Annotated in this window: 16 protein-coding genes; 9 read left to right on the top strand and 7 right to left on the bottom strand. The window is 33.4% G+C overall.

Going from position 1 to position 12,067, the window contains the following annotated elements; genetic code table 11:
- Positions 1–53: 53 nt before the first annotated feature.
- A complete protein-coding gene (locus tag CN601_RS10340) occupies positions 54–722 on the bottom strand; it encodes a YczE/YyaS/YitT family protein (RefSeq protein WP_098170985.1) in 669 nt (222 codons plus the stop codon).
- 129 nt (positions 723–851) lie between these two features.
- Between CN601_RS10340 and CN601_RS10335 the strand changes: the two genes are divergently transcribed.
- Together CN601_RS10335 and CN601_RS10330 are read left to right on the top strand one after the other, a co-directional pair.
- Positions 852–1,727, top strand: a complete 876-nt coding sequence (locus CN601_RS10335) for a LysR family transcriptional regulator (protein ID WP_098120915.1) — start codon at positions 852–854, stop codon at positions 1,725–1,727.
- A gap of 446 nt (positions 1,728–2,173) precedes the next feature.
- On the top strand, positions 2,174–2,356 hold the full coding sequence (locus tag CN601_RS10330; RefSeq protein ID WP_098171144.1) for a hypothetical protein: 183 nt from the start codon (positions 2,174–2,176) through the stop codon (positions 2,354–2,356).
- A gap of 169 nt (positions 2,357–2,525) precedes the next feature.
- Here CN601_RS10330 and CN601_RS10325 read toward each other — a convergent pair whose 3' ends face one another.
- A complete protein-coding gene (locus tag CN601_RS10325; RefSeq protein WP_098170984.1) occupies positions 2,526–3,284 on the bottom strand; it encodes an SDR family NAD(P)-dependent oxidoreductase in 759 nt (252 codons plus the stop codon).
- A gap of 154 nt (positions 3,285–3,438) precedes the next feature.
- On the opposite strand from CN601_RS10325, the gene CN601_RS10320 reads away from it, so the two are divergent.
- On the top strand, positions 3,439–4,689 hold the full coding sequence (locus CN601_RS10320) for a helix-turn-helix domain-containing protein (RefSeq protein ID WP_098170983.1): 1,251 nt from the start codon (positions 3,439–3,441) through the stop codon (positions 4,687–4,689).
- Positions 4,690–4,892: 203 nt separating this feature from the next.
- Here the strand turns inward: CN601_RS10320 and CN601_RS10315 are convergent, their stop codons facing one another.
- From CN601_RS10315 to CN601_RS10305, 3 genes are all read right to left on the bottom strand, one after another.
- Positions 4,893–5,273 (bottom strand): VOC family protein, encoded by a 381-nt coding sequence (locus tag CN601_RS10315; protein WP_098120918.1) that lies wholly within the window; start codon positions 5,271–5,273, stop codon positions 4,893–4,895.
- A gap of 63 nt (positions 5,274–5,336) precedes the next feature.
- On the bottom strand, positions 5,337–6,017 hold the full coding sequence (gene bshB2, locus CN601_RS10310; RefSeq protein ID WP_098120919.1) for a bacillithiol biosynthesis deacetylase BshB2: 681 nt from the start codon (positions 6,015–6,017) through the stop codon (positions 5,337–5,339).
- Positions 6,018–6,033: 16 nt separating this feature from the next.
- Positions 6,034–6,378 (bottom strand): YojF family protein, encoded by a 345-nt coding sequence (locus CN601_RS10305; RefSeq protein ID WP_098120920.1) that lies wholly within the window; start codon positions 6,376–6,378, stop codon positions 6,034–6,036.
- Positions 6,379–6,811: 433 nt separating this feature from the next.
- On the opposite strand from CN601_RS10305, the gene CN601_RS10300 reads away from it, so the two are divergent.
- Entirely contained in the window at positions 6,812–7,210 is a 399-nt protein-coding gene (locus CN601_RS10300) for an FtsB family cell division protein (protein ID WP_098120921.1), read from the top strand.
- A gap of 286 nt (positions 7,211–7,496) precedes the next feature.
- On the top strand, positions 7,497–7,814 hold the full coding sequence (locus CN601_RS10295) for a hypothetical protein (protein ID WP_098120922.1): 318 nt from the start codon (positions 7,497–7,499) through the stop codon (positions 7,812–7,814).
- Between the two features lie 63 nt (positions 7,815–7,877).
- On the opposite strand, the gene tatC is transcribed toward CN601_RS10295, so the two are convergent.
- Positions 7,878–8,606 (bottom strand): twin-arginine translocase subunit TatC, encoded by a 729-nt coding sequence (gene tatC, locus CN601_RS10290; protein WP_098120923.1) that lies wholly within the window; start codon positions 8,604–8,606, stop codon positions 7,878–7,880.
- A gap of 312 nt (positions 8,607–8,918) precedes the next feature.
- Here tatC and CN601_RS10285 point away from each other — a divergent pair, with 312 nt between their 5' ends.
- From CN601_RS10285 to CN601_RS10275, 3 genes are all read left to right on the top strand, one after another.
- Positions 8,919–9,521 carry a metal-dependent hydrolase gene (locus CN601_RS10285; protein ID WP_172444026.1) on the top strand — a complete coding sequence of 201 codons (603 nt, stop codon included), beginning with the start codon at positions 8,919–8,921 and terminating at the stop codon, positions 9,519–9,521.
- Between the two features lie 75 nt (positions 9,522–9,596).
- Positions 9,597–10,022: a hypothetical protein gene (locus tag CN601_RS10280; RefSeq protein ID WP_142317329.1), complete on the top strand. Its 426-nt coding sequence runs from the start codon at positions 9,597–9,599 to the stop codon at positions 10,020–10,022.
- 16 nt (positions 10,023–10,038) lie between these two features.
- Positions 10,039–10,332, top strand: coding sequence for a DUF2653 family protein (locus CN601_RS10275; RefSeq protein WP_179865513.1), 294 nt, complete (start codon positions 10,039–10,041; stop codon positions 10,330–10,332).
- 53 nt (positions 10,333–10,385) lie between these two features.
- Here the strand turns inward: CN601_RS10275 and CN601_RS10270 are convergent, their stop codons facing one another.
- Positions 10,386–10,580 (bottom strand): YqzH family protein, encoded by a 195-nt coding sequence (locus CN601_RS10270; RefSeq protein ID WP_098170980.1) that lies wholly within the window; start codon positions 10,578–10,580, stop codon positions 10,386–10,388.
- Between the two features lie 161 nt (positions 10,581–10,741).
- Here CN601_RS10270 and CN601_RS10265 point away from each other — a divergent pair, with 161 nt between their 5' ends.
- Positions 10,742–12,004 (top strand): Y-family DNA polymerase, encoded by a 1,263-nt coding sequence (locus tag CN601_RS10265; protein ID WP_098120928.1) that lies wholly within the window; start codon positions 10,742–10,744, stop codon positions 12,002–12,004.
- Positions 12,005–12,067: the final 63 nt, after the last annotated feature.

The raw sequence follows: 12,067 nt of genomic DNA, 5'->3' as shown, positions 1-12,067 counted from the left end.
CACCCATTGCTCTTGTTGCTCAAGAGAAATCTCAAAATATTTATTATGATTCCTTAGGCAGCCTTCTCCGTTTTATATACCCAGTGTAGAAGAGTTGGTTGATAATTTGGTATCATCCACCCCAAAATTTTGCCGATAAAATAGGCGGCAATTAGTGTACCGATTCCGATTGATCCTAATGAGTGAATGAAAATTACACAGATTGTACCAGCCACACAAATATTTATTAAATCGCTTGAAATTTTTGCTTTACCGAATTTTAATTTAAACTTTTCACTAATTACATAAGTTAACGCATCGTACGGCATTAAAGGAAGTTTCGCTGTTGTATAGCCCATTAAACCGACCGCTATAACAAATAAACTAACAACTAAAATGACAATTCGAGCAATGATGGTTTCAGGTGTAGGAAAAAGTTGTACAATGAAAAGCGTTGCATCCATGAAAAAACCAAATAAAAACGAAATAATGAATTGACCTATAAATTCATTTAACTCCATTCGTTTACTTAATATTATTTGAATAATAATATATAAAACATTTGCTAGCGCCATTGTCACACCTACCGATAAACCAGTCGTTAGTGTACTTGCATATGCTAATGATGAAACTGGCGATACCCCAAATCCAGCTTGAATCGACATGCTGATGCCCATCGACATAATTAATAACCCGAGCGCATACAAGATGATACGCTTCAAGGTTCTGCTCCAATGATTCATAATATTTCTCACTTCCTAATTAATATAAATACTATAGCTATAAGATTAAATTTAACATCAAACTCAAGATATGAAAAATATATATATGGTAAACTAATCATATTAAAAAACATATAACGGAGAGATGAAATGGATTTTCGTCAATTATATTATTTTAAAGAAATTGTGAAACAAGGAAGTATTTCTAAAGCAGCAGAAGTGCTACATATCGCGCAGCCCCCACTTAGTCAGTTGTTAAAAAAGCTTGAAAATGATCTTGGCACAACTTTAATTCAGCGTTATCGTCAAAAATGGGAGCTTACAGAAACAGGTGAAATACTATACCAATATGCCAATCAAATGCTAATGCAAATTCAAGATGTAAAGCAGCAAATTGAAGAAATTGAACAAGGTACAGGAGGAACAGTAAGTATCGGCGTATCGTCTACATGCTCGAATATGCTCATTGACTATATTAGTATGTTTAGAACACAATATCCAAAAGTTAAAATGAATATAGTTACAGGAAATTCAGAAGAATTATTAAAAAGACTAGAACAAAGAGAAATTGATGTTGCCTTACTTTTACGATTGGGCAATAGCGAGCAATATGAGATGAAAATATTAAAAAAACAACCAACCGCTGTGATTATCCCATCAAGTTGGTTAACATCGTTTTCATCACAGCATGTGACGATTGAACAGATTGCGCAGTTCCCATTCATTATGCTAGGAGCAATGGAAGGACTCACCTTCAATGAAGATCTCTTTAAAGCATTTGATGAACATCAAGTCAAGCCAAATATCATTATCGAGTGTAAAGATTTAAGGATGGTTGTAGATCTTGTTAGTAGAGGACTAGGATTATCCGTTATTCCGAGAATGGATTACACATCAGCATTTTTAGAACATACAATGCTATTTGAATTGAAACAATTTGATTTTCATATAGAACCTGTAATGGTTAAATTAAATGGCCAACGAATTTCCAAAGCAGCATCTCAATTTTGGGAAATTGTTGATTAGTTCATAACACTAAGGAGGAAACGTAGGGCAAATTTTTATAAATTTAAATGATGTTTTTATTACAAAATATCATCATGATAAAGAGAGATTAAATGGTTGTTGTGGTTATGATAGAATTGATGGGATTAATGTCGTATGTAAGAATGGGCATGAAATTGGAACAGAAGAATCTGATTGTTGGATGCCACATTCTTTCGTTGTAGAAAAAGATTATATAGATTGGAATAGAGGATAATCAAAAATTGATTATCCTCTATGTTTACAATCGAAAAAGAAACCATGCATTTCATTATGCTCTATAGCAAGATTTTTAGAAATACACAAATTTATATAGACAAAGTTATAAAAAAGTATGAACTTAGACAGTTTTATAACCAAACAACAAATTCACCAGAATAACTTATTGTTTTTTACATAACATAAAGCCGTTTAGGAGGTGAAATATGATGTCTAATCAAACAAATAAAAACAACGAAGAAAAGAACCAAAGTCTTTCAGAAAATATAAAAGATACCGCAGGAGCTGCATTTCATTCTGTACATAAAGGATTAGAAGCCACTGAGAATGCTGCAATGAATGCTGTTGACGCAACTACAAACGCTGTTAAAAATTTATCAGACAACCGATAACAACAAAAGATGCAAGAGGAATGATGAATAAGCACATATAAAACAAGCCAGTATTTGGCGTTGTTTTATATGTGCTTCTGGATAAAATTTTTTAAATCTTCTTGTTACGAAATGAGAAATCAACTAAGTTACAAAATGAAAGGATTTTCACCTCACTTGTTCCACTATCCTATAAAGTTAGCCCGCCATCTACAAGAACAGTTGAACCGGTCATATAGCTTGCTTTATCTGATGCTAAGAAAACAACCATTTCAGCGAGTTCTTTCGGATCAGCATAACGACCCATTCTCATATTTGGAAGGTCTTCTGGAACATAACCACCTGTGGCAAACTGAGCTTCAACACTTGTTGTTAATGCTGTTTTCACACCTCCTGGACAAAGTGCATTAATGCGAATTCCTTTTTTCGCATATTCTAATGCAGCGCCCTTGGTTAAGCCTACAACCGCATGCTTGCTTGCAGAATATACAGCGACACTGTGTTCAGGACGAACCCCTGCAGTAGAAGCGGTATTAATAATAGAGCCACTTCCTTGCTCCTCCATCACTTTTAACACATATTTCATTCCAAGGAAGACCCCTTTTACATTGATCGACATAATGCGGTCAAATTCAGATTCTTCTACTGAAGTGAAAGGTGCGAACTTTTGGATAACACCTGCATTGTTGAAGAAAATATCAATACGTCCATATGTTTCGACTGCTTTATTTACATAGTTTTGTACATCTTCAGTTTTCGAAACATCGGCCTGGATGAAGATGCCTTCTCCACCTTGTTCTTTCACAAGTTTTAACGTTTCTTCTCCTGTTTTCTGATTGAAATCGACTAATACAACTGTTGCACCATTACTAGCAAGTTTCAAACTGCTTGCTCTTCCGATTCCACTTCCTGCACCAGTTATGACAGCAATTTTATTTAATAATTCCATGTCTAATTCCTCCCTGCTTATTCTTCTTACATGATTCATTTTATTGCTTGTTTAGAAAATTTTATTGTATTATCTTACGAATAATAGTAATTATTAATATAGTTTTTAAAAGTGAACCGAATTAATAAAAATTTGAAAGGAGTTTATAGAATAGATGGAAGTAGCCATACAAGATTTAAAATATATATGTGAGCTTATTTATAACGCTCATAAAATACCTGTTTATTATGTCAATCAATTTGGTGAGATTGAATATGAATTTTCAAGTAGGGACTTAGGGGATCAACCATATTACAGCCAGTTCAAAGAGCAAATAAGTGTGTATACTTATGAAGATAATCCAAAGGATTTTCCTATATTCTTCGCAAATTCAAATTTGAACTTTTTCTTTGTCAATCTAAAAAAAACGAATCTATTTTTAGGTACCATTATTTTAGGTCCTACTCTTGAGTCAGAAATATCTATTGAAATGATCAGTAAGATCATAGATGCTTTTAATGGAAACCTTAATAAAAGGAAACTCATTGAATACTACCATTCCATCCCCATTATTGGTAGTCAACAATTCCTAACGATTAGTCTATTGGTTTATTATTTGATATACCATAAAAAGCTTAATAAAACGATGGTTATCCAAAATAATGAAGCATTGAGCCTTGATATGATTGAATTAGAGAATCTGGATCTTGAGCTATCAAAAGGGAGAAGTAATTTCATTTTTCATTCCAATCTTTCATATGAACGGGTTTTGCTTGAGTATGTTAAAAACGGAAGGATAGATAAATTAAAGGATATCCTCGATTACTCTATTGTCGGTGAGGCAGAATTAGGATTATTATCGAAACGAAATCGCCTAAGAAGTGAAAAAAATTTAATGATAACGGGAATTGCTCTTGTTTGTAGAGCGGCAATTGAAGGTGGTTTATATGATGAAACTGCCTTTACCTTAAGCGATTTCTATATTCAACAACTAGAGGAATTAGAAAGCTTAAATGCAATATTGAAATTAACGGAAGAGGCGATAATGGATTTTGCCAAACGTGTGCACCAATTAAATGAAGAAAGATATTCTCCAACAATTACAGCATGTCAGCATTATATTTATGACCATCTTTATGACGATATCACACTTGATCACCTTGCAGAAATGAGTCGTTTAAGCCCGAATTACTTATCATCAGTTTTTAAAAAAGAAGTTGGTATACCAATAAGTGAATACATTCAACGGCAACGAATTGACGAATCAAAAAAGCTATTACAATTAACAAATTATTCGATTTCAGACATCGGCACATCGCTAAATTTCAACGACCAAAGTTATTTTATAAAAATATTTAAAAAATACACTGGTTTAACCCCAAAGCAGTTTAGAAGTAATCATTTTTCCGAGCATAAATCGACATAATTATCTATCAATAAAAATTTATAATAATGAAGGCTAAAGACCCCATAGGAACGAGGAGGTTCAGGTCTCGCCCCATGGAAAGCGAGCAACCTATAGTGGAAATCAACATCACTGGGCAACATTTACGGCAATTTGGTAAATAATTTTTCAATAGCTAAAAAATCCATCTCTTTATTTAGAGATGGATTTTTTTAGCTATTTTATTAGTCCATTGAACTACAAATTTCAATATAATGGCCATCTGGATCAGCAACGTACGCTACTGTTTGACCCCATGGCTTTGTAATTGGTTCTTTGATAATCGTTACACCATTTTTTCGTAAATCTTCTATTGTAGAATGCACATCTTCAGTTACAAAACCAATTTCAAAGGTTTGCGAAGATGTTTCAGTACTTTTATAGGTCAATCCTGTTAGCTCTTGAACATTTCCACGTTCAATCATAGCTAGTACAGTATTACCAGTATCTAATTCTACATACGTACCATGGTTCCCACGAATAGGAAGACCTAAAGATTCAGTATAGAAAGTAAGAGATTGTTCTAGATTTGAAACATATAAAATTAAATACTTCATTTTCAACATTTCATTTACCTCCAGAATAGTTTCATCTCCACTTCTTTCTACAAAGATCTTGTACATACCTTCTTATTCGAATTGATAAGTATAGAATGATTCTTTCGCAAAAAATGATTTTAATCGATCGTCTGGAATATCTTCAAACTTTTCGATTTTTACAACGTCTTTTAGCATTGACTCTGTTTGAGAGCGGTGTGCTTTCATCGTTCTTAGTTTTTGGGTTGCAACATCCATTACATCATTTACGATATCTGGTTTTCCTAAAACTTCAAAACGTTCTTTTGTAATCGCAATACACCATACAGTAGGGCGATCATCTTTATCCATACGACGAACCGCCTCAACAGCTGCTCTTGCAGTTGCATCATGGTCTGGGTGAACACCATGATCTGGATAAAAAGTAATTAATAATGTTGGTTGAATTTCGTCGATAATTTCTTTAATTGGCTCGATTACTGCCTCAGGATCTTCGAATTCAATTGTTTTATCATGGAATCCTAGCATTCTTAAATCTTGGATTCCCATTTCTCTACAAGCATCGATTAATTCATTTTTACGAATTGTCGGAAGTGATTCTCTTGTTGCGAAAAATGGATTTCCCATATTACGTCCCATTTCTCCTAAAGTTAAACAAGCGTATGTAACGGGAATTCCTTTATTTGTAAATTTAGAGATTGTTCCAGCAGCCCCAAAGGCTTCATCATCAGGGTGAGGGAACACAAGTAATACTTTTTCTTCTTTTTGACTCATTTTTAGTGCTCCTCTCTTAAAATGGTGTATGACTTAAATGAATTGCAATTGCAAGCTTTCCATCTTCATTATGACCTGCTAGTAGGAGGCGATCTTGATCATCAACTTCAAAATCTGTTAATCCTTCTGCAACAACCCATCCTTCTTCAAGTTTTAATCCTACTCTGTATGGGTATTTTCCTGTAATTGTAGCACGGCTAATGACTACCTTCGTATTTCGGATAAAGGCATTTACTGTCATTACTTTTTCGTTAAAATGATTAGCGTAAGCTCCATTTGTAGTTTCTAAATGTAAATAGACTGTCTGATTTATATAATTTTGAAGTGCATCTTGGGCAGCACTGATTTCTAATTTTTGCATTTTTTTAAGCCTCCTTTAAAAAGTATTATAATCCAACTTTCCCTAAAATGGTAATTTGAGAGCTTCTGTATTTTAATTTTGAACATAAAAAGATCCCTATCTAATTGGGTGATAGGGATTGGGGGGATGTGTATAACATGATTACTAAAATTTAACTGTTTAAATATTCAGTTAATTTATATTAAATATACATTATAGGAAAATATTCGTCAACTAGTTTTATTAAAAAAATTTAAAATATTCAAAAAATAATAAAGAAGTTAAGAATTGCTGACTTTGTGCCGATGATATACATGACTGAAGTCGACAAAAAAAATGTGAATTTGTGCAAAATAGGCAAATTTTTACTTGTTTTGCCTTTTTTTTCTTTTCTAATAAAGCATTAGTTGTTAAACTAGAATAGAATGATCACTTTTAAAAGGAGGTTTTTAACGTGAAGGCAGAAGCGCGAAAATTATATAATCCACAAAGAGAAGAAATGAATAAGCCTTCTCGTAATCAATTTCCGCAGGCTCATATTCCGCAGACTCATAAAAGAAAGACAATCCGAATCCATAGGATCACTTTGATGATTTTATATGTATCTCTAATTATTGGATCTGTAATGTATATGTTTAGTCAAAATAAAATTGTCTCAGCAAAGCAACGTGAACTGTCAAAACTACAAGTTGAACAAAAAAAATTGACTAAAACAGAGAAAGACTTAAACAGGCAAGTTAGACTATTAAATGATCCGGATTACATCGGAAACTATGCTCGCGGTGAATACATGTTCTCTAAAAAAGGAGAAACAATTATCATCGTACCGAAACCGAAAGAAGATAACAACTAAAAACATTTAATTAATCGAAAAGATTCTCAAAAATTCTGAGAATCTTTTTTTCTATATTTCTATTGTAGAACAGTTGTTCGTTTGGTGCAAGAAAGAAGACGAACGTACAAACTGAAATGGGAGGAAAGATTTAGCTTAATAAAGAAAATTCCTGTTCCCTTAGCCAGTTTTTGCAATTTTTGACTTTTTTTTAGTTCGAACTACCTATATTTTCTACAAAATTTTCACTATTCTGAAAAATGTATTTTTGATATAATTTAGTTAAGCTTAAATAAGGAGGAATAACATGAAGAAGTTCATTTACGTTTTTGCTATTCTAATTGTACAAGTCATATTGACGTTCCTTGTTAGTGTTCTCGCGGATTCAGCGGCTAGTAATATTGCTATTATGGTAGGATTCGTTACGACGATGTTCCTTTACTGGAAAACAGCTAAAAAAGAAAGCTATACACCGTTACAAAGGTATCAATGGTTACGCGTTGCAGGACTTGAATTAAACGATTTACATAAAGATTTCCAAAGAAAAATTGCTATTAAAGCATCTCTGATGTATAGTTTTTCTGGTTTAGTAGTTACACTGTATACATCACATATTTTACTATAAGGTTAATCAAAAAGAAATGGACAAGCATAATGCTGTCCATTTTTTTGTACTGTTTTATATTATTTATTCTGGTTCTTGCTGTAGGCGTTTAATTCTTCTTCTAAATGCTACAGATGAGACAAGAATACTTAGTTCATATATAACCAATAGTGGTAAGCTTGTCATCATATCGGATACAAAATCAGGTGGTGAGATTGCCGTCCCTATAATGATAAGGATAAAATAGGCAAATCGTCGTGATTTTTTTAAAAATGCTGGTGATACGATTCCGATGCTTGTTAAAAACATGATAATGACTGGTAAATCAAAGAAAAATGCAAAAGGAATAACTAAGTTAAATAAGAAGCTAAAATAGCGTTCAGCTGTAAATGTAACTGTTACTAAGTCTGCTCCGATGTTTTGTAAAAACTTTAAAACGTTTGGAAAGATAAAATAATATCCAAATGCTAAGCCACAAATAAACAATATGAATAAAGCTGGTATGTATAGCATTGTAGTTTTTCGTTCTTTTACATGCAAGGCCGGCTTTACAAATGCCCATATTTGATAAGCGATAAATGGGATACTACACGCAATCGCGAATACTCCACCAATCATTAGATAAATCCAGAGCACATCACTTGGACCTAATGCTAGAAGTTTTCCATTCAAATCTTTAACAAGGAAATTGAATATAGTTTTCGTATAATACAACCCAATCCCTAAAAAAATAACGAATGCTACAATAACTTTTATGATTCGATTTCGAAGCTCATCTAAATGGTCAATGACACTCATTTCTTTTTCTTGCATAATTTCCCCCAAAGCAAACTGTGAAAGTATTTTATTACACTTTAAAAAGTATAAATTGGCAGCAGTATTTTAGAATACGATTTAGTAGCCATCTCTATCGAATAAAGTGTAAGTGCAACTACGTCATTGTCTAAAAGACTCTCCAATCGACGAGTTGTAATATTGAGCTTCCTATATTTTGTCAGAAAAATGAACAATCGTCAATGATATCAGGACTTTAATTACCATCTTTTGTTAATATATTAATATGAAATCTAACCTTGTCCGACTATAATTAGAGTATGAGTATGTAAGATAAGGAAGGTAAGTATTTTGGATGGAAAAAGTCATGTAATTGTAGGATTATTTGCAACTGGTGTCACAATGTATGCAACAAAGAATGATTCTATAATCGTTCCACTTATTGTAGGAGCAATCAGTAGTTTAGCTCCTGATTTAGATCATCATAATAGCTCGCTGACAAAAAAGGTTTCAATGCCGCTAAAAATTTTTTTAAGCTTAATCTTTATAGCAGCTACATTATTTATTGTTATGAAAACTGGCGCGTTAATTTATTCTGGCTCTTGGATTTATGGAGTAGGTATTCTCACATTATTTATTATGATAGTTAGCTGGCTTCGGAACATAAAAACAATTTTGATGTTAACTGGCATATTAATTGCAGTTATTGGATGGTTTTTCTTTCATAGTTATTGGTCAATCGTTGCGCTTGGGTTATTTGTTGCTGTTTCATCAAGATTAAAACATCGTGGACCAACGCATTCACTTTATTTTTTAGCGATTTGGAGTGGAATTTGTTATCTACTGCAAAAAGATTTAATGATGAACGGATTATGGTTAGCTGGTACGGTCGGTTATTTTTCTCACCTTTTAGCAGACCAGTTATTTACAAAACAAAATATTAAGTGGTTATAGGCTTCTTAATTATCACATTTTTTTTTCACATATATCCATACTAAGAAAGATGTGATGATGAAAGAAGGGGCAGTATTGAAAAGAATAAATTCTCTGATATCCATGTGGATTTTGTTTTTTATGCTAGCTATGTCATCCCCAGTGGATGCAAGTAGGACCTATAATTCTCAAACTATTAAGGTAAATACGAACTCATTTGTTCTGACTAAACAAACATCAACGAATCTTGCACTTAGGAGATCGTATCGTTCAAATAGAAGTTACAGACCGACAGCACCTAGATCAAGTTATCGGTCTTATAGAAGTCCTGGAAGGAACTTTTTTGGTTATGCAGGTGCATTTGGGTTAGGTTCCCTATTTGGCTCAATGTTAAACCCATTTGGCGGCTATTATGGCGGTCAGCACTTTGGTTTCTCATTTTTTAGCTTACTATTAGATATTTTAGTGATAGTAGTTATTATTTGGTTTATCAAGAGAATCTTTCGTAGAAACCAATATTAACTTTGTGAGGTGGCTTGTGAAAATCTTTTTTGATGAACAAGATGTTGCCAATGCAATTTGTGTATATGCAGCTGACCTTGAAGGAATCCCTCCAGAAAATGTACAAATTGAATTTCAATTTAATGAAGATGATGGCGTATGCTGTGAAGTATCAGCTAATCATCGGAATTTAATTTATTTTGAGCAACAAATAAGTGATGCAATTGGTTTTTACTTAGACGAGATTCATCATTTTTCTTCTCATTCGATGGAAATCATAATTGGTTTTGATGAAGAAGCAGGCATTACGAGTGACGTATCATTTACCTAGTCAAAAAACCCGAAAGAGAACAAATGTTCTTTTTTCGGGTTTTTTTCGTTTACTTAGGCATAAGTCGTCACATATTCGTAAACAATATCTTGTACTATTTCATGTAATTCGCGGTCATCTTGTAATTGTTCGGTAATGACTTGATCGTACAGTTCATTTAGCATATCAGCTGTAATCCACTGTTCGTGTTCTCCTCTATTTTGCATTAGTGCGCGTTTAATCATCTGCTTTATAAATTGTCCATTCACTGCGTCTTTCCTCCCTTAAGCTACTTTTTAGTATATCCAAAATTTTGTATCGTTCCTAGCGAAAAAATTATTGAAATCGAACGTATATTCGTTTAATATATGTTTATAATATAAATAAGAACATTAGTTCTGCTATTTTTTGGAAAATCGGAGTGATATGTATGAGCATTTGTTATGAAGAGTTACCACATCATCGTATATTATGCATCGATATGAAGAGCTTTTATGCAAGTTGTTCTGCGGTCATGCTCGAATTAGATCCATTGGAATGTTATTTAGCAGTTGTTGGAGATGTAGAAAGAGAAGGAAGTATTGTGCTTGCAGCTTCACCGCGATTAAAAAAGGAATTTGGAATTAAAACAGGATCAAGGGTTTTTGAAATACCAAAAGATCCGCGAATTAAAATTGTAAATCCTTCAATGGCAAAATACTTAGAAGTCTCAACAAACATCGTAAAATTATTAAATGAATTTGTACCTTTAGAGGATTTACATGTATACAGTGTCGATGAATGTTTTTTAAAGGTCGATGGAGTAAAAAAATTATGGGGGGATGCATGGGAGGTTGCCGAAAAAATTCGTGCTGAGATTATGGCACGATTTCAATTACCATGTTCGGTTGGGATTGGCCCCAACATGCTTTTGTCAAAGCTCTGCTTAGATTTAGAAGGAAAAAAAGATGGGATAGCAGAGTGGACTTATGAAGATGTAGAAAAAAAACTATGGCAAGTAAGTCCTCTTAGTGAAATGTGGGGAATCGGTAAAAGAACCGAACGGACTTTAAATGGAGTGGGAATTTTTACGGTAGGACAGCTAGCGAAATATCCTCTTCATTTGCTTGAAAAGAAATTCGGAGTAATGGGCAATCAACTGTATCATCATGCATGGGGAGTAGATTTGTCTGAACTAGGTGCACCAATAATGAACGGGCAAATTAGTTTTGGTAAAAGCCAAATATTAATGAGGGATTACACAAAAATAGAAGAAATTAAATTTGTTATACGCGAAATGTGCGAAGAGGTTGCGCGCCGAACTCGAAATGCAAAAAAAGCAGGAAGAACTGTTACTTTAGGAATTGGATATAGTCGTGAAGAGTTTGGTGGAGGATTTTCTCATGCGTTTACAATGGATGAACCGACAAATATTACTTCAGACTTGTATAAAATATGTGCAAAACTTTTTGATCAATATTACGAAGGAAAGACTGTTCGCCAAATCCTCATCTCCCTTTCGAACATTGTAAGTGATGAAATCATGCAACTAAATTTATTTGACCAGAAAAAACCTCAAAAGCGTAAATTAGGATATGTCATGGATGCAGTTCGAAAAAAATATGGATCAACTGCGCTTCTTTGGGCGGTTTCTTATGCAGAAGGAGGAACGACACTATCTCGAAGCAAGCTAGTAGGTGGACATAAAGGTTGAAAATTTCTTGAAGCCGCTCTAGCTAACTTTCCCCTTATAAGTCAAAACAACTAGAATTTGTCT

Origin of the sequence: Bacillus sp. AFS017336 (assembly GCF_002555445.1) — a bacterium.
Taxonomy (GTDB): domain Bacteria; phylum Bacillota; class Bacilli; order Bacillales; family Bacillaceae_G; genus Gottfriedia.
Note: the sequence above shows the minus strand (reverse complement) of the source record. Positions and strands in the feature narration are given on the sequence as shown.